The organism is Candidatus Saccharibacteria bacterium oral taxon 488, assembly GCA_010202845.1.
In the GTDB taxonomy this organism is placed as follows: domain Bacteria; phylum Patescibacteriota; class Saccharimonadia; order Saccharimonadales; family Saccharimonadaceae; genus Nanosynbacter.
Genome location: CP047921.1, coordinates 752,736 through 776,894 on the forward strand (window position 1 = coordinate 752,736; position 24,159 = coordinate 776,894).

At 51.0% G+C, this 24,159-nt stretch carries 26 protein-coding genes and 1 tRNA gene; 6 read left to right on the forward strand and 21 right to left on the reverse strand.

The window, feature by feature from the left end:
• Positions 1 to 15: 15 nt before the first annotated feature.
• The 5 genes from GWK78_04000 to GWK78_04020 all read right to left on the reverse strand — a co-directional run bounded on the left by GWK78_04000 (position 16) and on the right by GWK78_04020 (position 1,923).
• Complete coding sequence (locus GWK78_04000; protein QHU94155.1) at positions 16 to 303, reverse strand: hypothetical protein; 288 nt, start codon at positions 301 to 303, stop codon at positions 16 to 18.
• Between the two features lie 36 nt (positions 304 to 339).
• A tRNA-Ile gene (locus GWK78_04005) sits at positions 340 to 415 on the reverse strand.
• A 48-nt stretch (positions 416 to 463) separates the two neighbouring features.
• The gene (locus tag GWK78_04010; protein QHU94156.1) at positions 464 to 838 is read right to left on the reverse strand and encodes a hypothetical protein; all 375 of its coding nucleotides are present in this window, start codon (positions 836 to 838) and stop codon (positions 464 to 466) included.
• A 152-nt stretch (positions 839 to 990) separates the two neighbouring features.
• On the reverse strand, positions 991 to 1,197 hold the full coding sequence (locus GWK78_04015) for a hypothetical protein (protein QHU94157.1): 207 nt from the start codon (positions 1,195 to 1,197) through the stop codon (positions 991 to 993).
• Between the two features lie 63 nt (positions 1,198 to 1,260).
• Entirely contained in the window at positions 1,261 to 1,923 is a 663-nt protein-coding gene (locus GWK78_04020; GenBank protein ID QHU94158.1) for a hypothetical protein, read from the reverse strand.
• Positions 1,924 to 2,004: 81 nt separating this feature from the next.
• On the opposite strand from GWK78_04020, the gene GWK78_04025 reads away from it, so the two are divergent.
• The gene (locus tag GWK78_04025; GenBank protein QHU94159.1) at positions 2,005 to 3,270 is read left to right on the forward strand and encodes a hypothetical protein; all 1,266 of its coding nucleotides are present in this window, start codon (positions 2,005 to 2,007) and stop codon (positions 3,268 to 3,270) included.
• An 11-nt stretch (positions 3,271 to 3,281) separates the two neighbouring features.
• On the opposite strand, the gene GWK78_04030 is transcribed toward GWK78_04025, so the two are convergent.
• From GWK78_04030 to recA, 3 genes are read right to left on the reverse strand one after another with little or no spacing between them, the layout of a single operon-like run.
• Positions 3,282 to 3,941, reverse strand: coding sequence for a hypothetical protein (locus GWK78_04030; GenBank protein ID QHU94160.1), 660 nt, complete (start codon positions 3,939 to 3,941; stop codon positions 3,282 to 3,284).
• Positions 3,942 to 3,986: 45 nt separating this feature from the next.
• Positions 3,987 to 4,511 (reverse strand): hypothetical protein, encoded by a 525-nt coding sequence (locus GWK78_04035; protein ID QHU94161.1) that lies wholly within the window; start codon positions 4,509 to 4,511, stop codon positions 3,987 to 3,989.
• Positions 4,511 to 5,581: a recombinase RecA gene (gene recA, locus GWK78_04040; protein QHU94162.1), complete on the reverse strand. Its 1,071-nt coding sequence runs from the start codon at positions 5,579 to 5,581 to the stop codon at positions 4,511 to 4,513. The genes GWK78_04035 and recA overlap by 1 nt, the downstream gene beginning before the upstream one ends.
• A gap of 86 nt (positions 5,582 to 5,667) precedes the next feature.
• Between recA and GWK78_04045 the strand changes: the two genes are divergently transcribed.
• Positions 5,668 to 6,060, forward strand: a complete 393-nt coding sequence (locus GWK78_04045) for a hypothetical protein (GenBank protein ID QHU94163.1) — start codon at positions 5,668 to 5,670, stop codon at positions 6,058 to 6,060.
• A 16-nt stretch (positions 6,061 to 6,076) separates the two neighbouring features.
• Here GWK78_04045 and GWK78_04050 read toward each other — a convergent pair whose 3' ends face one another.
• Both GWK78_04050 and GWK78_04055 read right to left on the reverse strand, forming a co-directional pair.
• The gene (locus GWK78_04050; GenBank protein ID QHU94164.1) at positions 6,077 to 6,934 is read right to left on the reverse strand and encodes a hypothetical protein; all 858 of its coding nucleotides are present in this window, start codon (positions 6,932 to 6,934) and stop codon (positions 6,077 to 6,079) included.
• A gap of 27 nt (positions 6,935 to 6,961) precedes the next feature.
• Entirely contained in the window at positions 6,962 to 7,987 is a 1,026-nt protein-coding gene (locus GWK78_04055) for a CBS domain-containing protein (GenBank protein ID QHU94165.1), read from the reverse strand.
• Positions 7,988 to 8,042: 55 nt separating this feature from the next.
• Between GWK78_04055 and GWK78_04060 the strand changes: the two genes are divergently transcribed.
• Entirely contained in the window at positions 8,043 to 8,744 is a 702-nt protein-coding gene (locus GWK78_04060) for a thioredoxin domain-containing protein (protein QHU94166.1), read from the forward strand.
• A 363-nt stretch (positions 8,745 to 9,107) separates the two neighbouring features.
• Here GWK78_04060 and GWK78_04065 read toward each other — a convergent pair whose 3' ends face one another.
• The 4 genes from GWK78_04065 to lysS all read right to left on the reverse strand — a co-directional run bounded on the left by GWK78_04065 (position 9,108) and on the right by lysS (position 13,926).
• The gene (locus GWK78_04065) at positions 9,108 to 10,028 is read right to left on the reverse strand and encodes a hypothetical protein (protein QHU94167.1); all 921 of its coding nucleotides are present in this window, start codon (positions 10,026 to 10,028) and stop codon (positions 9,108 to 9,110) included.
• A gap of 36 nt (positions 10,029 to 10,064) precedes the next feature.
• Positions 10,065 to 11,717 carry a DHA2 family efflux MFS transporter permease subunit gene (locus GWK78_04070; protein QHU94168.1) on the reverse strand — a complete coding sequence of 551 codons (1,653 nt, stop codon included), beginning with the start codon at positions 11,715 to 11,717 and terminating at the stop codon, positions 10,065 to 10,067.
• Between the two features lie 235 nt (positions 11,718 to 11,952).
• Positions 11,953 to 12,324 carry a nucleotide pyrophosphohydrolase gene (locus GWK78_04075; GenBank protein QHU94169.1) on the reverse strand — a complete coding sequence of 124 codons (372 nt, stop codon included), beginning with the start codon at positions 12,322 to 12,324 and terminating at the stop codon, positions 11,953 to 11,955.
• Positions 12,325 to 12,399: 75 nt separating this feature from the next.
• On the reverse strand, positions 12,400 to 13,926 hold the full coding sequence (gene lysS, locus GWK78_04080; GenBank protein ID QHU94170.1) for a lysine--tRNA ligase: 1,527 nt from the start codon (positions 13,924 to 13,926) through the stop codon (positions 12,400 to 12,402).
• Between the two features lie 351 nt (positions 13,927 to 14,277).
• Here lysS and GWK78_04085 point away from each other — a divergent pair, with 351 nt between their 5' ends.
• On the forward strand, positions 14,278 to 15,177 hold the full coding sequence (locus GWK78_04085; protein ID QHU94171.1) for a phosphotransferase: 900 nt from the start codon (positions 14,278 to 14,280) through the stop codon (positions 15,175 to 15,177).
• Positions 15,178 to 15,180: 3 nt separating this feature from the next.
• Complete coding sequence (locus GWK78_04090; GenBank protein ID QHU94172.1) at positions 15,181 to 15,954, forward strand: hypothetical protein; 774 nt, start codon at positions 15,181 to 15,183, stop codon at positions 15,952 to 15,954.
• Between the two features lie 518 nt (positions 15,955 to 16,472).
• Here the strand turns inward: GWK78_04090 and GWK78_04095 are convergent.
• The 3 genes from GWK78_04095 to GWK78_04105 are packed head-to-tail and all read right to left on the reverse strand — an operon-like array spanning position 16,473 to position 19,096.
• Entirely contained in the window at positions 16,473 to 17,165 is a 693-nt protein-coding gene (locus GWK78_04095) for a hypothetical protein (GenBank protein QHU94173.1), read from the reverse strand.
• 46 nt (positions 17,166 to 17,211) lie between these two features.
• Positions 17,212 to 18,330 (reverse strand): ABC transporter permease, encoded by a 1,119-nt coding sequence (locus GWK78_04100; GenBank protein ID QHU94174.1) that lies wholly within the window; start codon positions 18,328 to 18,330, stop codon positions 17,212 to 17,214.
• Position 18,331: 1 nt separating this feature from the next.
• Positions 18,332 to 19,096, reverse strand: a complete 765-nt coding sequence (locus GWK78_04105; protein ID QHU94175.1) for an ATP-binding cassette domain-containing protein — start codon at positions 19,094 to 19,096, stop codon at positions 18,332 to 18,334.
• A gap of 156 nt (positions 19,097 to 19,252) precedes the next feature.
• Here GWK78_04105 and GWK78_04110 point away from each other — a divergent pair, with 156 nt between their 5' ends.
• A complete protein-coding gene (locus GWK78_04110) occupies positions 19,253 to 19,909 on the forward strand; it encodes a CHAP domain-containing protein (GenBank protein ID QHU94176.1) in 657 nt (218 codons plus the stop codon).
• A 49-nt stretch (positions 19,910 to 19,958) separates the two neighbouring features.
• Here GWK78_04110 and GWK78_04115 read toward each other — a convergent pair whose 3' ends face one another.
• The 4 genes from GWK78_04115 to GWK78_04130 form a co-directional block, all read right to left on the reverse strand.
• Positions 19,959 to 20,531 carry a hypothetical protein gene (locus GWK78_04115; GenBank protein QHU94177.1) on the reverse strand — a complete coding sequence of 191 codons (573 nt, stop codon included), beginning with the start codon at positions 20,529 to 20,531 and terminating at the stop codon, positions 19,959 to 19,961.
• 57 nt (positions 20,532 to 20,588) lie between these two features.
• Positions 20,589 to 21,497 (reverse strand): hypothetical protein, encoded by a 909-nt coding sequence (locus tag GWK78_04120; protein ID QHU94178.1) that lies wholly within the window; start codon positions 21,495 to 21,497, stop codon positions 20,589 to 20,591.
• Between the two features lie 128 nt (positions 21,498 to 21,625).
• Positions 21,626 to 22,579: a carbamate kinase gene (gene arcC, locus GWK78_04125; protein QHU94179.1), complete on the reverse strand. Its 954-nt coding sequence runs from the start codon at positions 22,577 to 22,579 to the stop codon at positions 21,626 to 21,628.
• Positions 22,579 to 24,132 (reverse strand): YfcC family protein, encoded by a 1,554-nt coding sequence (locus tag GWK78_04130; protein ID QHU94180.1) that lies wholly within the window; start codon positions 24,130 to 24,132, stop codon positions 22,579 to 22,581. The genes arcC and GWK78_04130 overlap by 1 nt, the downstream gene beginning before the upstream one ends.
• Between the last annotated feature and the right edge of the window lie 27 nt (positions 24,133 to 24,159).

Here is a 24,159-nt window from a genome sequence, read left to right on the forward strand (position 1 = left end):
CCGGATAACCAGAAGCTATCTCCTCAAAGACTCCTGCGCGTCCTCAGCGGCGAAGCGGATCGGGTACATACTCGCTTTTGGAAATTCTCTTTTGAGTCTGGCAGTCAAATCATTGTAGTGCATACCAGGGTTCTGATCCAACAGCCTAGTTGCAGCCTGAGACAGATTGGCATAAAGCTCGTGTTCCTCGCGCAGCATGTCATTAATATTCTGCACTACAGTTCTTTCCTCTACTTTGTCTGGATCAGCACCAACATCACCAGCACTAACATGATCTGTCTCTGGAAGCTTCAGATCCTCCATATTATCTCCTGTCTCCGTTCGCTTGGGTTATATTCGTGGTGGGGGTGGCTGGGATCGAACCAGCGACCAACAGGTTATGAGCCCGCTGCTCTAACCGCTGAGCTACACCCCCATGAGCGATATTATACCGTAAAAGCAGCCGAGTGAGAAGTACCGTCATTTACCCTACTGCTGGCCGGCAAGCTGCTCGCGCGTTCCTGAGCGCAGCGCGCGCCATTGCAATTCCTTCCCTATTTATCTGTTTTTGTTCCTCGGTTAGCGGACCCTGGCCCCACAAGGCATGAGCCTCCCTGGTACGTGTACCTAAAACCGTAGGGCTATGGTGAGGCCGTAGTTTCTTATCCGCGGGGATATTCTGATCAGATAGTCGCTCATCAACCGCATGGGCGTTCTGATCAGCCGGCGGTTTAAGCCCAAGTGCCCATCGCGCTTTATAATATGGCCAGCCCATTTCATCGACAAGCTCATCAACCTTCTTCCACTCCTCCGCGGTCAATTCACGGCCCCGCTCACCAGTCTGCGATAGTTCACTCATAACTAGTAAATATCATATTTTGCCCATAAAAGCAATACTACCTCAGCGCCACAGCCCCTCACCACAAAAAGACTCCCGCATGAGCGAGAGTCTTTGAGGCACCTGTTTGTTTGATACCATTGTACCGGTAACCAGGTGTATAATGCAAGTGCTTATTTCTTCTTTTTGATTGTCAAAAAGCCGTTGCGTGGATTCTCGGTAACGATCCGATCATCTGGCAAATCGCATGGCTCGCCCTTGGCGTTCTTTTCAACCTTGGCGAAAAAATAAATCGTCTGCGTTTTGCCACCGCGCAGCGTGACTTCGGTTTTATGCAAGTAGTATGTAATGCCTTTTGAGTTTGTGTGCTTATAAGCCATTCGTATACCTCCTGTTAGTATTATACTATTCTAGATTAGCGTCTCTGTTGACCCCTGTCAAGCCTAAAGCGGTTTTTGACGATACCGAAGCAGTAGTTTCAGTACCGCCAAAGCCACCAGTCGAGCAATGATAATCAGCATAATTACCCCTGTTACCACCAATGACCAGCCCGCCAAGTCCGATGACCAGAGCGGCGGTACAAATGTCTGGTAATATGGTGCTGTGGCAGGCGGCATAAATTTGAGGTCAAGCGACGAAGCGGCCGGGTACTTCGCCCATTCATCATTGATACAGCTGACGTAGCGCGGGTCGGCCGTAGCATAAAATCGCCCCCAGCCGCCAGCCTGTGCTCGGGCGTCACACACTTGGCGGACTTTAGCGACTGTATCGTTGCTGGAACGAGAGGCCGACTTTGACTCAAACGCTTTCCAGGCCACCTCGTAGGCCCGCTTGTACGAGTGCTCCAGAGCGATGCGTCCCGGGTCAGCGTTCATGTGCGCAACCACGTAGCGCTGCAAGTCATACACCCGCCGCTCCAGCGCCCCCTCGTCGCCCTCCTTGTCGGCGTTGATGACGGCGTCACGGCGCTCGATCATGCCAATATTATTTAGCCTGAGGAATGTCGCACTGACAAACGACGCCATCACCAGCAAAATGACCAGCTGCCATGTCTTAATTTCTTCTAGTCGCCGGATCGCCCGACGCGTGCCTCGCTTATCTGCCATTCCCCACCTTTCTCAAGTCCATTATACCAAAGATACTGGGCGAATGCGACACGGGGCTAGCGTCAGTGGTATAATGACGCTATGAGGATTTATTTTTCGGGAATTGGTGGTGTGGCGATTGGGCCACTAGCAGAAATGGCCATCGGCGCTGGACACGAGGTCTGTGGCTCTGACCGGGTGGCCGGCTTGATGACGGAGGCGCTCAAGCAGGCCGGCATCACGGTGTCGTTTGATCAGTCGGGCGAGTTTTTGCGCAGCAAGCATCAGCGAGAGCCCTTTGACTGGTTTGTCTATACGGCGGCCCTGCCAGCGGATCATCCAGAGTTGGTACTGGCGAGACAGCTAGGGATTCGCACCAGCAAGCGTGACGAGCTACTCGCTCAGATTATCGCCGACAAGCAGCTTAAGCTCATCGCCGTCACTGGTACGCACGGCAAGACGACGACGACTGGTATGCTGGTGTGGACGTTGCAGCAACTCGGCGTGCCGGTGAGCTACCTAGTTGGCTCGACGCTTAGTTTTGGCCCAAGCGGTCGGTTTGATCCGGCCAGTCAGTTTTTGGTGTATGAATGCGATGAATTTGACCGCAATTTCCTCCACTTTTCGCCGTGGCTAAGCCTCATCACCTCAGTTGATTATGATCATCCCGACACCTTTCCGACGCCAGATGATTACCGAGCGGCGTTTCGGCAATTTGGCGAGCAGTCGACGCAGGTGATCGCTTGGCGAGAGGACGCTGAGGTATTTACTCCGGCCAATGTGACGGTGCTTGAACAGACTGATCCCCAAATAACGCTGGCTGGCGAACACAACCGGCGTAACGGCACGCTGGCAGCACGGGCGGTGATGCTGGTGCGAGAGGCGGCTGCCCTTGAGATTGAGACTGAGGCGATTATCGCGGCGCTCAACACCTTTCCGGGTACCGGCCGGCGCTTCGAGAAGCTAGCTGACAATCTCTACACCGACTACGGCCATCACCCATCGGAGATTGCCGCCACGCTGCAGCTGGCCCATGAGCTGAATGACCGCGTGGTGCTCGTCTACCAGCCACATCAAAATATTCGCCAGCACGAGGTTCGTGAGCGCTACACTGATGAGATTTTTACCCATGCCAGCGAGATATATTGGCTGCCGACGTACTTGACCCGCGAAGACCCAAACCTGCCGGTGCTGACGCCAGAGGAATTAACGCACCAATTGACGACGGACAAGGTGCATATCGCGCAGCTGGATGAGGCGCTATGGCACACGATTGAACAGCAACGAGCGCGCGGCGCGCTGGTACTCGGTATGGGTGCCGGGACAATCGACGGGTGGCTGCGCGAGCAATTAGGTCGCAGCGCCTGATCACGGTTCGCCTACTCGTCAGGCTCACCACCAAGCGCCGCCCGGATATCATCATACGAAAATCCCTGACGGGCCAGATACGCCATAAATTTTTGTTGATCGCCGGCGTATTTGTGGCGTTTTTTAGCGATAATTTTTTGCAGTTCCTCGTCGTCGGAGCGGATATTTTCGCTAACTAACTGTTCTATCGTCTCGCGCTCAATCCCCTTTTGCGCTAGTTCCAATTTGAGCCGCCTGACACTGGTGCCTTTTTGCATAAATCGATGTTCCAGCCAAAAGCGGGCAAACTTTTCATCATCGAGGTACTGTTTCTCGATCAGCCGCGCCAGCACCCGCTCGGTAATTTCCGGTTTCACGCCTGGACGCTCAGTAATTTCACCAGTCTTTGGCGAGCGCTTTTTGGTCGGCCTGGTTTTACGCCACAAATAATCCCGCACTTCTTTAACCGAGCGCGGCCGTGTCAAACAATACTCCATGGCCCGGGCGTACAACTTGCCAAACTGACTCTCGTCCTCTAGCGCTGTCAATTCGTCGTCGGTATATTCGCGCCCAACCTTAATCCCCAGCTCGCCCACCTGAAAGACATCAAGGCTAAAGCGATATTTGCCATCAACGCTAACATTGACGCGGTTTTTATCGCGAGTCTGGAGAGAGATGTCGGTGATTTTCATAAAAATATTATAACGCGAAGACGGTGAGCTCGCTACTGGCAGAGGCTACTCGACTACTTCGACAACCTTACCATGCACGCCGTTGTAGCAAGCAGCAGCACGCGGCTCGGTGATGACCGGTAGTTGCCCTGGAATAGCGCTCATATTAACGTCGTCAAGCGTACCGGCCTCGACGCAACCAAGCGTGATGTGCGGGCGGAACCCATCAACATCCAGCCCTGGGTGAATACCATCCAGTGCCGCGAGTAATTGCTGACGCGCCTCAATCATCCAGGCATTTTTCTGCGTGCGTAGCTCAACCCAAATACAGTTACCGGCCTCGTCTGGCAAGAAACTAACACCATCAAGCACCAACTTACTTAGGATAGGTAGTGCCGCAGCGGCCGACTTGAGGCGTGGCATGTCCTGCTCGGTCACGTTAATCAGTGTCACGTGTGGGATAAACTCACCAAAGTCAAGATTCATTTTTTCTGACAGCTCTCGAAGATACGCATTCTGCTTATCATCAAAGACGAGGCTGACTGATGCCATATGTTTTTCGACTGGATATGCGGTTTCTGCTGCGCGCATTAGTTTTCTCCTTCTTTTACTTTCTCCCGAACCTTCTGGTCAACTTCCGCCAGAACCTCAGGATGTTCTTTCAGATACAACTTAGTTTTATCACGGCCTTGACCAATGGTCTCGCCGTTATATTTGTAAAAGGCGCCAGATTTTTCAACAATGCCGTGCGTGGCTGCCAAATCCAGAATATCGCCAGTTTTAGAGATGCCTTCATTATACATAATGTCAAACTCAGCGATGCGGAATGGCGGCGCAATCTTATTTTTCACCACCTTGATCTTGGTACGGTTACCGAGGATATCATCGCCAACCTTGATCTGCCCAATCCGGCGAATATCTACCCGCTGCGAGGCGTAAAACTTCAGCGCGTTACCACCCGTCGTGGTCTCCGGATTGCCAAACATCACGCCAATCTTCATGCGAATCTGGTTGATGAAAATCACCGTGGCTTTCGACTTGTTGATGATACCAGTCAATTTACGCAGTGCCTGACTCATCAGCCGCGCCTGCAGGCCCATGTGAGAATCACCCATATCGCCGTCAATTTCTGCCTGCGGTGTCAGCGCTGCCACCGAATCCACCACGATGAGATCTACCGCATTTGAGCGCACCAAGGTTTCAGTAATCTCCAGCGCTTGCTCACCGTTGTCCGGCTGCGATACCAACAGATTTTCCGTATCGACACCCAACCGCTTGGCGTAGGCCGGGTCAAGCGCGTGCTCAGCGTCGATGAACGCTGCCGTGCCGCCCTGCTTTTGGATTTCGGCGATAGCGTGTAGTGTCAACGTTGTCTTACCTGAACTTTCCGGGCCGTAAATCTCAATAATGCGGCCTTTCGGGTAACCGCCGCCCAATGCCAAATCGAGGCTTAGCGAGCCCGACGGAATCACCTCAACGTCAACTTTGTGCGCTTCGCCCAGCTTCATAATCGAACCATCACCAAACTGCTTGGTGATCTGATCCATGGCCAGGCCCAATGCCTTTAATTTACCATTATCAATCTTTTTTTCTGGCGCCTGAGCCGTGCCAGTTGCGGCGTCTGTTTGGTGTTTATTATCGGTTTTCGCTGCGCTAGCCATACCTCTCCCTCCGTTATCTTATGTTGTATAGTATACCATAAATCAAGCACCTACCACGAGTGGTGAAACTTTGCTATAATGAACACATGAAACGACAAGCAGGCTTTACGGTCATTGAGGTACTGGCAGCGATTATATTTCTCGGCGTGGCCACGGCGGTGGCGTTCACCCAGCTGGTGACGATCCAACGCGAGCACCAAAACGACCGGAAAAAAACCGCTATTAATGCCATGCATTATAGCCTCGAAGAAGCCTATTACAAGCAGCACGGCTCTTATCCGGAAAAGATTACCGACGAGACGCTACCGACCATGGACAAGGAACTACTCAAAGATCCGAGTGGTAAAAAGCTTGGCGACAATGGCAGCGCCTATCGCTACGAGCCGACTAATTGCCACAGCGGTAAATGTAGATCATATTCGCTCAGAGCCATGCTTGATGGTGAGGCAGATTTCGTCAAAGACAGCCGCCACAAATAACTAAATCGTAGCCAAACTAATCGTAACAGACTGGCCGGCCATTCTTGAAGGCTTCAATGGCGTTATTGAGGATGGCCACTTGGTGCTTGGGATTGGCCACGTAATGAAAAATATAAGTCGTCTCCTCACCCTCAGTACTGAGACGAATTGTGCCGTAGTTAAAGATCGTCTGGGCAATGCCGGCTTGGAAAAAGCTGGCGTCCTCAATGCTGCCGAGACTCACTGTCTGTTCATGACGAACGAAGAGGCTCTGTTGGATTTCCTGGATGACGCTTTCATTAGTCATGAAAAAGTGATTCTGTAGATACACCCACAGGGTGATCGCGCCGCCTAACACCACCAAGGCAACGAGCAGCAGCGCAATACCCAGCACCGCTCCCGGATTCACCGCCGGAAACAGCGGAATATTAGCGGTCAGCGACGAGAACGAGGCCGCAAATACCAGCAGCACGACGACCAACAGGAGAGTGACGGCTGTAGGAATGACCATGCCGATCGGGTGGCGCTTGATGTCGAGGATGACATACTCGCCTTCGCTGAGATTGAGCTGCGGATAATCGCGAACGGACTGGTCGTGACGCGCCTTGGTCTCTGGGCTAACTGCGGGAACGGTCGGCTCAAGCGGCCGCGCAGCATGAACAACATTTGGTTCGTTAGCGTATTGGGCACGAATCTGTGGATTGAAGTTTTGCCCCTCAATCATCTCTGGCTGGATGGTGACGTGCGAGGTTGGCTGTGGCTCGATTGGCGGTGCAGTCGTCACCGGTGGCGGTGTCACGTCAGCCGGCGGATGATGATACAGTGGCCGGCCGTCAGAATCATAAGCAACCGGCTGGGTGTAGTCAGGCTCAGGATTAGTCTGGTTCGGATTCATTAGTTCTAGTATAGCATATCGGCCGGATTATGCGACGTCACGGGCATGTTTTGTCCGATTGTTATGGCGTGGATTACGCTGCGCCACCCGCCGCAGATCCTCGTGCGCATCAAACTCGTCAATGATCTTATGCCCCAGCATCCGCTCAATCACATCCTCCAGGCTGACGATACCAACCGTCTCGCGAAACTCATTCACCACGATGAACAAGTGATGCCGCACTCGCAAAAACGCCGCCAGCGCGTGCTGCAATGTCTGATCCTCGCGGATGTAATACACCTTTTTCTCCATGACGGTTCGCGCCCGCTTACTCGTCGACGAACGGTTAATTGTCAATAAATCCTGAATATATAGCATCCCCACTATATGGTCAATATCGCCCTTGGTCACCGGAAAGCGGCTATGTCCAGTCTTGTGCAGCGCGTCCAGTACTAGTGGGCCTAATACCTCGTCCTGATCCACTGTATCAATCACGCTACGCGGCGTCATCACCTCCTTGACCGGCACCGCATCAAACGACAGCACACCGATGACCATCTTTTTCTCGTCCCGACTGAGCGCCTCGCCCGCCTGTTCGACCATGGCGACGAGCTCTTCTTTTGATTCAATGTCGTAGCCGTCATTGGGCATCGGCGCCACTGAGCGAATCATCGCAAATAGCGTCGGAAACTTCTCGATCAGCGCTAAAATTCGTCCCTCATATCGCTCGTAGAGCCGCTGGGAATATTGTTGCCATAGCGAAATCCGCGCCAGTGCGCCCGCCTCCAATGCGATGGCTAGCGAAATGAGAATGCCCAGTAGCCAATGAAACAGCTCCACACCGATGACACTGAGCGTCACCAACAGCACCGCTGCGATCACCCGCTGCAACGAGAAAATATCCCGCATCAGCGCATGCCGCTTTAACAAATGCTGCGCATCCTGATCACCACGACGCGCTCGCCGCTGCAGCTCAAACTTACTGTGTGACGAGGCCTGCGGATGAACGCCCATGACTATTACGAGCAATATCAGCACTATCACATACAGCATTCCTAGCAAAATATCGCTCATGCTGTTCATTGTATACTTTTTATGCTATAATAGCCAGAGTTAATTTGGAGGAAGTATGAACGGAAAAACCTGGGCTATCTTTGCAATCGTTGTCGCGGCTGTCGTCGGCGGTATGATTTATCTGTCAACACAGAATCGTTTGAACGTTAGTGATATCTCAAATGACGCAGCTATGCGCATCATACCGGCCGAAGCGCGCACTGGTAACATCGGTGAGCACACTATCGGCAACACCAATGGCAAAGTTGTGATGATCGAATACGGCGACTACCAGTGCCCGGGCTGCCGCACCGCTGCACCAGAAGCCAAGCGCGTGGCCGAGAAATACAAGGACCACGTCGCGCTGGTCTTTCGTAATTATCCGATCCCGTCGCTCCATCCAAACGCCCGAGCGGCGGCGGCGGTCGCCGAGGCAGCTGGGCTGCAGGGCAAGTTCTGGGAAATGCACGATCTACTCTACACCAACCAAGGCGCATGGAGTAATGCCCGCGCCAAAGAACGCACCGACGTCTTCAGTGGCTACGCCAAGCAGCTGGGCCTGAAGGTTGATAAATTTAATGCTGACCTAGCCTCCGGTGCTGTCACGAAGAAAATTGACTTTGATGTGGCGGTCGGGCGACAGTTACAAATTGATGGCACACCAACCTTTTTCATCAACGGCAACAAGCTCAACCTCGGTGACGCTAGCTCTATCGAAAATGCTGTCAAAGACGCCCTGAAAAAAGCCGGCGTCGCAGTTGATGAAGCAAAAAAATAATATCAAATTGATCAAAAGCATTAACTAGTGTCCAAGTAAAAATCACCCCGGTGCCTGTGGGGTGATTTTTATGCCGTCCCTTTTTAGGACATGCGCACTTATTGTGCTATGTATGTTTGCCATTTGGCAGGCACCACATCCACTGCGACCTTTTTGCGCCGACTGGTCGACACAACATTGATTGCTATTGGCATGTGTTTCGTACTCCTTTGTACTAGTGCAGCCTCACGCGCTTCGACCTTTATTGCCCACTTTATTTATAAGCAGCGACATGCTTCGGCGCGAGACACATCAGCCATGATAGCAAAGACTGATACGAACGTCAAGCAGAAGCTACCTCTGATCTGACCCCTGATACCAGCCTCAAAACAAGCGCAGCCGCTTGGCGAAGATGTACACAATACCGATGAGCAGCACCGTAAAACCGGTAATCACCGGATACGCCCACGCCTCACCTTGAAACGGCAAGGTAATATTCATGCCGTACATACCATAAAACACATTCGGGATGGCCAGGAGAATAGTGATGGCGGTCAAGACTTTCATCCGCTGGTTGAGGACATTGTTGGCGATGGTTGAATAGGCGTTCTGGATACTGGTGATGGTCTGGCTGTTGGCGGCGACCATGACCAGTAATTGCTTGACGTGCAGCACCAGATCACCCAGCGCCTCGAGGTCGCACACCGTGAACAGGCCACGACGATTGAGCGCTAATTGGCCGAGCACGCTCGCTAGCCCCTCGAGACTCGAATGAAACTCGTTGAGGCTATCTTCGATAGCCACAAACTCAATAAAGTCAGCGTTTTTCACCTCGTGGCGCGACAGCCGGTGTCGGGCGGCAGCGATATTACCAGCAAGGTCATGAATCTGTTGTTCGTACGCAGCCACCGCACAAGCGATGGTCGCTGCGAGGAGCGCACCAGGCTTATCGGTCGTGGTTGTGAGAAACGGCTCGGCAGCTTGTGGCGAGAAATTATTGGCAGGATTAATCGTTACAAACTGGGTTTTCGACACAGCAGCCAGTAGCGGCGCGGTCTTTATGGCATTGTCTCGAACCAGCGGCAGCCGCACAAAGACATACTCAATGCCGCCGCTATATTCCATTCGCGGCAGCTCGCGCACATCGGCCGCGTCACGGACGATATTTTCATCGAGGCCGAACTGCTCGGCGAGTTCGCTTGGGCGCAGCGTGCCGCTGACATGCGCCCAGACGCCACGATGAAACTGATGCGTTCGCCCTAACGAATCACCCATACATCGCCGCTCAAAGTAGCCCACCGTCATGCAAAAATTATACCCCAGAAAACACCACTCTGGCAATTAGCCGCGTAGCCGCTTTTCTCTAACTGGCATCACCGCAATCATCGCGACAACCATCAGCCCTGAACTGATCAAAAATACCTGATGCAGCCCATCGGCAAATGCGTGGAGAATGACATTGGTAAATTCCTCCTGCTGCTGGCTGAACTGCTGTTTTGCCTGAGCTTGAGCTGGTGCTGGTAGCCGCTCAAACCCTTGAGCCGCCACCCGAGCGATCATCTCTTTTTGAGCATTCAGCCGCAGCAACACGTCAGCATTCAGCTCACCAGACAGCATCTGCTGGGCAGCTGGTGAGCGCTGTAGGCTCTGAACATATGGCAGTTGATGTGGATCACCGACATGTGCTAGGATGCCAGCGGTTAATACGCCCGATAATACCGCCGCACCAATTGTCGAGCCCAGCCCACGAAATAGCTGCACGCTGGAGGTCGCCGCACCGAGGTCTTTTTGCGTAAACTCATTCTGCACCGCCAAGGTCAAGATCGGCATCGCTGCGCCGAATCCAAGCCCAACAAATACCGCCACGATAGCTTCGTGCCAATATGGCGATTCTGGCTGTAGAATTGTTAGCACGGCGACACCGACCGCCGTTAGCCCAAAACCGACCACTATCCAGCGTTTATATGCACCAGTTTTAGCAACCAGCCGACCGATAGTTATCGAGCTTGTTATACTGCCTGCTACCATCGGTAGCAGCATCAGCCCAGCCTGCGAGGCAGTGGCGCCAAATACCTGCTGATTAAACTGTGTTAGATATAAAATTGCCCCCATAAAGGCCGCGCCAAACAGGCTAGCCGCCGCCATAATCAAACTATATGTCCGATTGGCAAAGAACCGTAGCGGCAGAATCGGCTGCTTGGCTCGCCGCTCGATCAGCACAAAACTCAGCGCCGCCAGTACTGATATCGTTAGTAGCATGCCCTGAACCAACGCTAGGCTAACACCACGCTCGATTAGTCCCTTAAAGATAATCTCTGTATTGTCTACCGCCAGCACCAGCGTCGCCAGGGCGATAGTGATAAACAGCGCACCGAGATAATCGGGCTTGTGCGTGCGGTCGTGCTTGATCTGCGGGCAGTAGCGAATGATGAGGATGGTGGCGATCACGCCGATCGGCACATTGATCAAGAACGTCCAGCGCCAATCACTGACCATGCCAAATAGCGACACACCATCTGTCAGCCAACCACCGATTAACGGCCCAGCTACTGAACTCATCCCAAAGACCGCACCAAACAGTCCTTGCCATTTACTACGTTCCTTTGGCGGAAAGAGATCACCAACAATGGTAAAGGCATTCGCAGTGATGATGCCGCCGCCGATGCCCTGTAGCGCCCGCCACGCAATCAGCCACTCGACTGTCGGCGCCAGGCCGCTCAGTAGCGAGCCGATGGTAAAGATACTCACCCCGGCGAGCAGTAGCGGTTTGCGGCCATACATGTCGCTCAACTTACCAGCCAGCGGTACGGTCACCGTGGTGGTCAACATGTAAGCAGTCACGATGAAGCCAAGCGACGAAAAGCTATTAAATTCCTTGACAATCGCCACCAGCGCTGTCGAGACAATGGTCTGATCCAGCGCCACCAAAAACAGTGCGCTCATCACCGCACTCATAACGATTAATTTATTTCTGATCGATAATTCGTGTAGCATTGTTTGTTACCTTTCATGTTATTCAAGTATCAGTAGCCCATAAATATAAGAACTCTCCAACTCACCTACCTAGTACGATTACATCCTGCACCCAAGCGTAGTATTTTACGCCGGATGGGCGGTGGGTGTCAAGCCGAGCTGCCGCAAATGACACCGTGCCGTGAAGTCTATCGACCCAAGCTGTCCTGATACTTACAATGCAAAATAGCCGCAATGACATTCTACGGCAGCAGCCTTACAGCGTCGTATCCTTTTTATAATTTTTCTTAGCCTCTAGCAAGCGGCGATTTTGTTCAACTTTATCTTTGATCTCAAAAATTTCAACTGGATACTTTTTATCTAGTTTGGCAATCTTTGCAGCAACCGCTTCAGGAATATTGATATCAAATCGGTCGGCAAATTGAATCGCATAAATAATGATGTCGGCCAGTTCGCTTGCCATGTCGTCTTTGGTACCAATATGCGTATCGCTCCACTGAAAATACTCTAATAATTCATTAGCCTCCAATGATAACGAAATTGCCAAACCACGCGAACTCTTCGTCTTATTCCACTGGCGAGCACAGACGTGGCTCATTACCAACTTTTGTACTTCTTCAAATGTCATGCTGTCTCCTTTATCTATTGTCACGTCTTATGGTGCTACTGATAGCTCAGTCCCAACCCAGCCTCGCCAAAACTCTTACTTGACTAGTCGCAGCCGCTCAATCAACCAATCCCGCGGCAAAATTGACAAGAACCAGCCAGCGCGTGGGCCGGAATCTTTGCCAATGAGCACGCGGTAGATAGTGGTGAAGAGCTCCCGCGGCGGCAGCAAACCACTTTCCTTGTAGACGTAAATTGCTTGATGAAACCAATTGCCGTCAGCTTCGGCTGGCGCCCCGGTGATATCGTCAGCTAATCGCCGCAGGTATTCTTTTTGCTCTGGCGAAAACTCATCGGGACGCACCTCGTCCGCCAGGCGAAACTTCAATGATTCAGGCGCCCACTTTTCCAGCCACCGGCTGACGTAGCCTAGTTCCGTAATAATCACCGTCTCTTCCTCATCGACGATGCGGGCATATTCCGGACTGCGCCGCAAAATTTCTACCGTTTTTGCCGTGTCGCACAGCGCCGCTTGGTACGAAATGACTAGATGCGAGAAGGGAATTGAGCTGACCGCTGGATGATTCAGCCCGTCAGTACACAGGAACAATAGCTGTTCGTCGAGCTCATTTTGCGGATGCTGCTTCATCGCCGCGAAGTCGTCAACCAGCCGCACCAGGCTATCGGTCTCGTCAAAATACAGTCGCTTGGCCGGCGAATATCGAAGGATAAAGTAGCGCACTACCTCAGGCGGCAACATATCGACAACATCATGCGCGTTCACGCCAGTGCCCTTGCTGGCACTCATCTTTTTGGTATCACCGGTGCGATTGATAAAGTCGTACGGCACCGGTACTGGCGCATCAATGTCATAAACCTCGCGGGCAATCCGCTTGCCAGTATCATACGAGCCGCCCTTTGTCGCGTGATCACGACCAAACGGCTCAACATCAACACCGAGCAGCCACCACCGCCCCGGCCAGTCCAGCCGCCAGTCCAGCTTTACCTGCCCGTCGTCGTACCGGATTGTATGCTCTGAGTCATCATGGCTACGATAGGTAATCGTTTTAGCATCGCTATCCATGCTGATAAATCGGCGATTTTTCAGCCGACCATGCTCCATAATCTGAATCGGCGACCACTGATCATTCAGCTGCCGGCCCGATACTTCCTGGATGGCGGATTTGGCCTTGTCGATACGGCTCAGCGAGCGCTCAATGGCCGGTACAAAAAACCCGCTCCGATATTTATCGCTAGCATAGATCACGTCCATGGTGACGCCAATTTTATCAGCACTGTCGAGAAATGGCTTCAGGCAAAAATCCCCCCACGAATCGTACCGATCATCTGGTGATGGCACCGTGCAAAGCGGCATACCCAAGTACTGCTCATAACTAGCTGGCAAATTAACCGGCACCTTACGAAAGGCGTCCAGGTTATCCGAAACATGAACGTGGCGCGCCCGAATGCCTGCTTGCTTCAGCGCCCACACTACGGCGTCAGCGATAACGATTTCGCGCAAATGCCCCACATGATACACCCCCGACGGCGATGCGCCCGAGGAAACGAGCACCTCTTTATCCACATTTCGAAACTGATCTACGATATCATCAAGCCATTTCATATGTGCTATTATACACCATAAAATAATCGTTGCTCTACATCAGATAAGATGTCGGGGATGTGGGCACAAAAATAACCGCCGGCCCGAGCCCAGAACAGACTCCGCCCGGCGGTTACCAGCATCGGATGGAGAGACCCCGCTCTACTCCCACCGAAACAGCTTGATCGCGGCGATGTAGATAACGACAATCCACACAGCAAAGGCACCTATGCGTAGTATTACCCTAAATCCTAAGTCTCACTTATACACTTTCGACACTAATATCCACGACAGTCGTTGATTTCAAAACTATTACAATATAACATAGTTATTAATGTTGATTTATTAACTTTCATTGAGAGGTAGTTATTAATGGAATTTCGTCAGTACAAGACAGATTTAGTAAGAGAGGGCTTAATGCCCGAAGACAGTCAGGTTGTTTCTACAAATAATAAACTGGTTGCGATATCTCCTGAACAGGGTGTTGTTTATAGAGTCAGTAAAGCTGCTGGTTCTAACCTCAGGGACGACCCCCACGACTTGGGGTATTCTCATAGGGTATCTTGGTATGCTGCCCAGGAGGCTCCCGTAGTTTCTCCCCTTGATAGAGAACCACTAACTGCTAAAGGTTATGTCATATCAAGATACCCTTTAATGATAGGTGACGTGCATTTAAGCGAAAACAATGCTGACGAGATATTCACAATGACTCAGCGCATCAGCAGTTCCTTAAGTACGGTTTCAGACAATATGATGTTGCGTTCACTTAATATCCCGGAATATGTAGGGAGTCGCATAGAGGACCTCGAGGGCAAAAAGATATCTCATCCGGGTGATCTTGATTATATTAGAAGAGAGCTAACTGCGCTACAGCACTCTTTCCCCTTCTCTGAATTAACTAAAGATGATACAGGTCTCATACATGGTGATTTTAAAATAGAAAACATTGTCTCAGATGCAAAAGGCAATTTAAGGGCTATAGATCTTGACGCTGCCGCCGTTGGGCCTAGACTATACGACCTATCATCTTGGAGATTGCGACAAGAATTAGGCGATAAAACACCCGTAGAATCTGTTATTGAAATTGCGCGCAAAAAGGAAAAATGGAACGATGATTACTATAAAGCGCTTATAGGCTGGAAAGCCGTTTCTTCAATGAGCTTTACCTTAAGATATGAAGACGAACAGACTAGCCACCGCAAGATCAATGAGATAGCTAGAGCTGCTATAAAATTAGGCGGTTTACTACATCATACGGAACCTGAGGTGTAATTTATGAATGAGATTATCTTACAACAAAAAGAAATTATTCGAATATTTACAGAATCCCGTCAAGAGCTAATGCAGTCTTATGGCAATATAACGTACGATAGTAAACAGGATAAATCGCCAGTAACCGAACTTGATATTAAAGTCGAGAAAACTGTCAAGGAACAAATTATGGCTCAGTTTCCTGATGTAGGTATTCGAGGCGAAGAGACGACAGCTGTTAAACCAAAGAATGGTGTAACTTGGTATCTCGACCCTATAGACAGCACACTAAGTTTCATCCATGGCCTTCCATATTGTTCAAACATGGCTGCTTGTGTTGTCGATGGTGAAGTTGTAGCAAGTGTCATATATCATTTTGCAACGGATGAAATATTCACGGCCATAAGGGGGCACGGCGCTTATAAAAATAACGTTAAAATTTCTATTCATGACATCCCTCTAGCAAGTTCTTGTGTTTTTGCTGATGCCTTTGCTTATAAAAATATCTACGCTTTATATGCCAAAGAGGATGTACGATTCTATGCGCCAGTCGGTGCAACTGGCTACTTCATGGCACTACTAGCCCAAGGTAGTATACAAGGAATTTGCTACGCAACTGCCAACCTAAAGCCACATGACGTAGCGCCAGGTGTGCTGCTTGTTCAAGAGGCGGGCGGTAAATTCGTATCATTCAACGACAGGCCATTCAACTACGAATCGCGACAATTCTTTGCTAGCACACCAACGCTGTGTCAGTTGACGAAGCAAAAATTGCAGAAAATAAAAAAATTAATGTAGTATAGACGCGCAAAGACTAGTGCCCCACTATCTTTTTAACAGCCGATATTTGCCTTCTTAGCATCCTAGTCTACACAATCCACCTAAAATATGGCCTTTTTATTAAAACTAACAGACGACGGTCTTTATGATCAAGTCTTAAGAGGTGTGTGTGATAATGATACACGCTTCGTGTCGTAGACAAAGGAGATCTTGTATAGATATTATATCCCTTGGCTTCATAACCCTCAAGAAGAGCAATATACTCTAGCTTAGCTTCGTCACTAAAGTCCGCGAGCTTTCCAGCATGTCTTTTCGGTATAATCATCAAGTGATCAATTACCCCCTGTCCATCCCATAAGGAATAGGGAAATTTGTTTCTAATAACCCTAAGATTACGAGTCTCGGTAATATTTTGATAGTGACCCTTAGTGATTTTACAAAAATCACAAGTTTGATCGTTTTTGTACTTCTTGTCTTTTGAGAATTTTACATAACTCCTCTCTTGACGAGTTGATCGAGGAGCTGTCATAAATATACTACCCTATTCCCTTTCTAATTTGCGTAGAAGATATGTCGTTATCCATATTCTTTCTACCCGTAACTATCAATCTATTATCATTAAAAGCCGCTGAAGCCCACGACTCTGATCTTATACAGAATTCCGATATATGTTCCCTTCCTGGACGAATAACACATACCGCACGACCGCCATTAGATAGATGCTCTCTCATGCTAGGTAATTGATCCGATCCAACTACGAAGAACAATCTACAGGAGGCAATACCTAAACATTGCTCTATAGTTTTGGGAACATAATCATTTATCTGGTCTATCCCTGCAGCCGGCCCCGATAGATCATCAACATAAGTTGGAGTACAATCTATTGCTGGTAGAGAAAGGATTCTGTGTACTCTCTCATCGTAAGGCCATCCACCCTGCCCACCGCCCAACTTATCTATAACATATTCAGAACTATTAGGCGTAACTACCAGTGCTTCTACGGCCACTCCCTTAGCGATTAGCGCATGTTTTGCTGAAGTAATTGCATCAATATGACCGTCGTGTATTGGAGCAAAAGAACCAACCATAATAACCGCACCAAAGTTAGAAATATCTGTACTTAAATGCGAATCAACACCCGAAATTCTCTCTATCGTATCTATATTCGTCATAACTTTTGTACAATTAAAGTACTTACTTGAAATAAAATCAACTACTTTTTGCCACAACTAACATATATTTATAACAATATCACGAAGCATGATATTCTGCCAATTACTCCCACCGAAACAGCTTAATCGCAGCGACATAGATAACGAGAGTCCAGGCAGCGACAGCGCCGATTTGCGGCAGGGCCTCGATAAAACTGGCATGCTCAGTCATGATCAAACGGAAACCATCAGTAATCGGCGTCATCGGGATAAACTGGGCGGCACCGCGTAACCACTCTGGGAACATGTACAGCGGGAAGAATGCACCAGACAAGAACATCATCGGGAAAGAGAGTAAGTTGCTCAGCGGTGCGGACTGATTTTCATTCTTTGCCCAGCCACCGATCATGAGACCCATACCTACCATCATAAAGGCCGCCAGCACCGCCATAAGGACAAAGAGCCCCCAATCGCCGCGCATATTAAATTGGAACATCAACATGCCAACGACAACCATCATAGTCAGGCTAAGCAGCGAAATAATCGTGTAGTGAATCGCCATAGAAATAATCAGCTGACCCGAGGTAAACGGCGCCGCGCGCAGTCGGCGGTAGGAGCCACGCTGTTTTTCGGCCGGCATCTGGTTGGCCAGACCAAATATGCCCATACTCATCAAACTAAATGCCAACAGTCCAGTGAATGTATAGTCAAATGGCTTCAACCGCTCGTCGCCGACAGCTTTACCAGCAGCCTTGAGCGGCGCCTCTGGCTGACCCAAATGCTTATTTATTTCATTGGCAATCTGATTCATCACCGCAGTTAAGGCGCTACCAGTTTGCTCGGAGCCTTTTGCGTACAAGACATTGATAGTGCCAGTCGGGCGAGCATCCCTGCCCTCACCCTTCACTTTGCCAAAATCGCTTGGTAGTTCAATGATGCCGTTCAGTTCCGAACGCTTCATCTTCTCGCGAGCCTCGTCCATATCCTTGACATCTTTGATTTTAAGAATCGAGTCTTTGGCATTGTCTTTGGCGCCTTTGACGAAATTTTTAGCAAATTCTGTCTGCGAATTATTGATAATCGCGATGTCAAAGCTGGTCGATTGATTATTAAAAATCGAACCGAATACCAACAAAAAGATGAGCGGAAACAGGAAGGTAAAGAATAGCGACATTTTATCGCGGATGAAACGTTTTTGTTGGGCGCGTACTTGCCCGAATACACCAGTCCAATATTTTTTCATACTAATCCCGAATCGCCTTTCCTGTTAAATCAATAAATACGTCCTCCAAATTGGCCTGCTCGACAACTTGCTTTTTCTTAAAACCGCGCGCCAGTAGTTGCTGGATCAGATTATGTGGCGTATCAATGGTGATGATTTTACCGTTGTCCATAATCGCCAAGCGATCGCACAGCAGCTCGGCCTCGTCCATATAATGCGTGGTCAGCACGATAGTAATACCTTCATCGCGAATCTCTTTGATCAAATCCCATAAATTGCGGCGCGCCTGCGGATCCAGCCCAGTGGTCGGCTCGTCAAGGAATAGCACCGTTGGGTTATTAACCAGCGTCGACGCGATGGCGAAGCGCTGCTTTTGCCCGCCCGAGAGCTGCTCGACGTAGCTTTTGGCTTTGTCGGTCAATTGCACCTTGGCCAGCAGCGCGTCAGCGTCGACCGTTTGGCCGTACAGGCTGGCAAACATTTTCAATTGTTCACGCAAGGTTAGTTTGTCGTAAAACGTTGTCGATTGCAGCTGGATACCAATGATGTTTTTAATGTGCTTCGGCTGCTTGGCAACATCAATTCCGTCGATAGTCGCCGTGCCGCCATCAATCGGCCGGAGCGCCTCCAGCATCTCGAGTGTTGTCGTCTTACCAGCGCCGTTGGGGCCGAGAATACCGAAGATCTCGCCTTTCTTGACCTCAAACGACACGCTATCGACGACATTCTTGCCATCGTACGTCTTGACGAGTTGGTCAACTGTTATGATTGGTTTGGGTTGAACCATGTATAGCTCCTTTCCGCGCTCTGTTTCAGCACTGCATACCTTAGCGATAGAATGATTCCCTGTAGTCTATCTTTAGTTAGTCATTATAACACTCTGCGTGAGGTATGCAACTCGAGAGGGCTAGCCAAGCCGACACGATACCGTTATACTAACCATATGCCGAAGAAGCCCCACCTCTCCATCACGCGGCCGCGCAGTCGTCTCAAGAAACGGTATGTATTTGCACTGGTGCTGATACCGTTAATCGCTGTTTGTATCAGTCTCGGCGCGCTGTATTGGCCAAAAATTACTCATAGACTTCACTTGCTGAGGGTGGCCGGTAGCATTGATTCATCACGCGGCGAGGCGACATTCCCGCAGATTGATACTACAAATTTACATCCGACCCGGCAAAAAATTATCAGCCTCACCAAAACCGAATTCGAAGCACAATCCGCCGGCACCAAGTTCAGCCAGGGCGTCCGTGAAGCGTGGTGCGCCGATTTTGTGAGCTGGATCATGCAGCAGGCGGGTGCGCCACTAAAAAATCCGCACACTGGCGGCTGGCGTATTCCGGGAACGTTTACCCTGCGTGAATATTACGAGGCGAATGGTCGCTTCAAGCCTGCTAATTCTGGCTATCAACCGCGTCCTGGCGACGTGGCAATTTACCGCAATTCGCCGGTGTTTGGTGATCACACTAACATTGTCCTAAAAAATGACGACGGCGTTTTGACCACCGTCGGCGGCAATGAAATGAACCGTATCCGCGTGTTTACCAACCGCGATAAGCGCTACGATGGACTGCTGGGATATGGCGTGCTAGCAGAGTAAGCCCAGCCCGTCCGATGCGGGATCGCCGCTGCCTAACCGAGTCGCCGCACTACGCTGCGTGACTTGCCGCCAGTAGGAATGCCACCAATACATCGGGCTGCTGCTCAGCCAGCCACGTTACGGCGTCAACGATAGCATCCTTGTTTGTGCCACCATTTTTGAGCTCCTCGAGGAGGCGCTTGACCGTCCGCTGCGTCTGGCCATCATACCGATCGAGGCGCATCGCCTGAGTGACTTGCTTGACCTGCTCGTCGCTAAGAGCAACGTAAGGCGAGACCACTTCGTGCGCATGCTTGGGACTGCGCTTGGCGGCTTCAGCCTTGCGTTGGAGGTTTTCCAGGCCTTCAATCGTTGCTCGCATCAAGGCCTCCGCTTCGTCCATGCCGCGTTGATAGGCCTGAGCAAATTCCTCAGAATTATCCCCGCCCTCGGAAACGATCGCCGGCAAAAACTCGATCCGCATCACTCGGTGCATATAGGCGTCGCCCATTTCCTCGCCGGTCGCCATCACCTCACTCCACCAGGCGACAAACCGCGAATTTTCAGGATCATGCAGCTCGCGCATGGCCGGCAGCTGCGCTAATTTATCCTTAAAAAAGTGAATTAGTTTCTTGATGTCCATGTTGCTTTATTATACCTAAAAACAATGGTAAGCACAAGCGCCATCCCGCCGAGGATCTCAGCGCCGCTTCAAAAAATAATAGCCAATCGCCAGTGCTGCCAGCGCGCTGCCGCCAATAACCACCCAAAAGGTCACCGGACTCTCCGCGGCCGGCAAGGGCACATTCATGCCATACAGCCCGGCCACCATGGTTGGAATAGTCAGCGCCACCGTGATCACCGTCAGCAGCCGAATCGTCTCATTCAGCCGCGTATCCATCACTGCCCGGTAGCTATCACGCACATTGGTGATGGTTCGCAGCAGCGATTTACAACGGCTAATTACCTGTTCAAGGTCGATGGAAATATCTTCGACGTCATCCTTGTCGTCATCCTTGAGCCGCAAGCTGCGATTGGCGATCAGCCGCTCAATCGCCCAGTTCATCGGCAGCAAGGCATCCAGGTAATCATTTAACTTGCGCTCATATTCGGTCAAGGTGACGATATCACGCGCCCGCAAGGTGTGAATATCGTCAGTCGCCGCCCGCATCTGACGATTGATGGTCGCCACCCGCCGCTGGTACTGACTTGACACCGCCTCAATCATCGCCACCACCAGTTCAATCCGCCGCGATGTCCGCACTCTGGTTTTGTCGATAAACGGCTGCCACAGCCGACCCAGACTATCGCGCGACAATGTCACCACATACTCTTTGTGAATGCCGAACAAAATTGGCGTGGTAAAATCATTAAAATCATCATCCGTATCCGGCAGCCGGGCGATCAAGTACGTCCACTCATCATCAAACTCAATACGCGGTACCTCGTGCGGGTCGAGCGCGTCACTAATCATATCCTCGTCCATCCCCAGCATCAGCAACTCGGACACCTCCTCTTCGGTTGGTCGCTCGCAGCGCAGCCAACTACCGCTACGCAGTGTCTGAATCGGTGCGATCGCCTCGCCTGTTGAATGCAGGTATTCTATCATGTATTCAGTATAGCCTATTTGAAATATTTTGGTACCGGTTAGATGACAATAAGCTTGCGGAGGCCATCATCGAAAACCACCAGCCGAGCTACCCGACTGGTGGTTTTGAGTATTTATTTATATGAGAGCTAACTCTTGATGCGCGTACCAGCGGCACCGTTGATAGCGTCAGCGGTTTTTTCGAGCGAGGTGATGATCGCCGTACGCCCCGAAGCGCCGGCCACAAAACTTAACGCCGCCTGGGTTTTCGGTAGCATTGAGCCAGCCGCAAACTGCCCAGCATCAATATGCTGCTGCAGCTCCTCGACCGATACCTCACCAAGTGACTGCTCTGTCGGCTGACCAAAATTGACCTTAGCTGCATCAACCGACGTCAGGATCAGCAATGTATCCGCCCCGAGTGTGTCCGCCAGCTTGGCCGCACCAAAATCTTTGTCGATCACCGCCGCTACGCCGCTCAATTGACCCGACGCATCACGCAGTACCGGAATACCGCCGCCACCAGTCGAGACCACCAACACGCCGGCATCGACCAGCGCCTTGATGACGGGAGCCTCGACAATTTCCTGAGGCTTTGGTGATGGCACAACGCGCCGCCAACCACGGCCCGAGTCCTCGCGCACGGTATAGCCACGCTCGGCCTGTACCTTCTTGGCCTCTTCTTCTGAATAAAATGGCCCAATTGGCTTGGTCGGATTTTGAAACGCTGGATCAGCCTGATCAACCACCGTCTGGGTAACGATGCTCGCTGCATACTTATCATGCACACCACGAGTTGCCAGCGCATCGTGGATCGCTTGCTGCAACCAAAAACCAATTAGCCCCTGGCTCATCGCACCAGAATCTTCCAGCGGCAAGCTCGGCACCGCCTCGGTGTTAATCGCCTCCTCGTGTAGGACAATGTTGCCGACCTGCGGGCCATTACCGTGGACAATGGCTACGCGGTGGCCGGCTTGAATCAGCGGCAGAAGCTGGGCGATGGTTTCGTCGGCCACTCGCTGCTGCGCCTGGGACGAGGCCTCGCCCTGACGTTGCAGGGCGTTACCTCCAAGCGCGACGACAATAGTTCGCTGCTGATTCATTAAGCAATGGCTCCGTATACCGTGATAGCTACGAGGCTAATTATCGCAAAGACCACCATGATTGGCATCGAGCGCTTCAACCATGCACGGTACGACACGCCGGCTAGGGCCAGACCGCCCATCAATGAAGCAATGGTTGGCGCCATCATATTCAACAGACCCGATGCCGCGGCAAATGCGACAACGATAATCTCCTTGCTAGAGCCGACTAGATCAGCCACCGGCGCAATGACTGGCATAGTTGCCGCCGCTAGACCTGATGATGACGGAATGATAAAGCTCATCGGCAAGTAGAAGATATAGGCGAGAATACCAACAAAGCTACCCGCACCCTTCAGGGCAGATTCGCCCCAGCTGATAATGGTGTCTTGGATGGCACCATTCTGCATCACCACGCCGACACCGGCGGCCACCGCAATGATCAGCGCCACACTCAGTAGATCGGCTGTACCCTTCAGGAAGGTGTCAACAACGAAGATTTCCTCTTTCTTGAATTGGCGATAATAAATCGCTGCGATAACTAAGGTTGACAACAGGAACAGGGTCGAGATCTCGTTGAAGTACCACTCACCAAATGGCAAGACATGATCGAGACCCAAGATAGCACCAACGACCGGTAGCTCTGTAAACCATTTATGGATATCGGCGAACAGCGTGATCCCCCAGTTGCCCCACGGGATAAGCGAGATGATCATCAATAGGAAAGTGATGCCAAAGACCGCCATCACTGCTTTACGCGGACCGGTAAATTCTGGCACGTTGCTCATATCAAGTGCGGTGGTGGCTGGCTTATACCGAACATCATCTTTATACTTACCAGCCTTTACCTTTGACGCGTATCGCATGGTGAACACGATAGCCGCGACCAAACAGAGCAGCAAAATGATTGATTGGAGACCCAATATATTACCGAGCGGCACGTCAGCCGACTTGGCAGCGATACCAGTTGAAAATGGGTTTAACGTTGAACCAAGCACACCAGTACCAGCACCCAGCACGATCACCATCACCGCAGTCATGGCGTTATAGCCAGCCGCCATCATGATCGGCACCACCAGCGCGTAAAACGCCACTGCCTCTTCCTGCATGCCGTAGGTGGTACCACCGATAGCGAAGAACGTCATGAGAATTGGGATGAGCCATTTCTCCTTGCCCTTCATCTTACGCAGCATGGCACCCAGTGTCGCATCCAGTGCGCCAGTCTTCATCGTCACCCCGAGGAAGCCGCCGAGGATTAACACGAAGACGATGACGTCGAGCTTCTCACTCATGCCCTTGATCGGCGCAAGTGCTGCATCCCACAAACCTTGGCGGGAATCAGTGGTCGTCTCGGTGCCGTCATCGGCTTTTTTAGTAGTGATTTTATCAGTCTGTTTGTACGTACCAGCGATGCGCACTGTCTTTTCCGCATCATTTGGATCTGGTTTTGTGTTGTACACACCAGACGGGATAATCCACGTTAGGACCGCCATCAAGGCAATCACCACAAACAGCACAGTAAAGGCTGAGGGCGAGCGCAGCTTTTTCTTAATTTTTTTCATTTTTTCTACCATGTCCGGAGCCTCCTTTACTCCTGTATT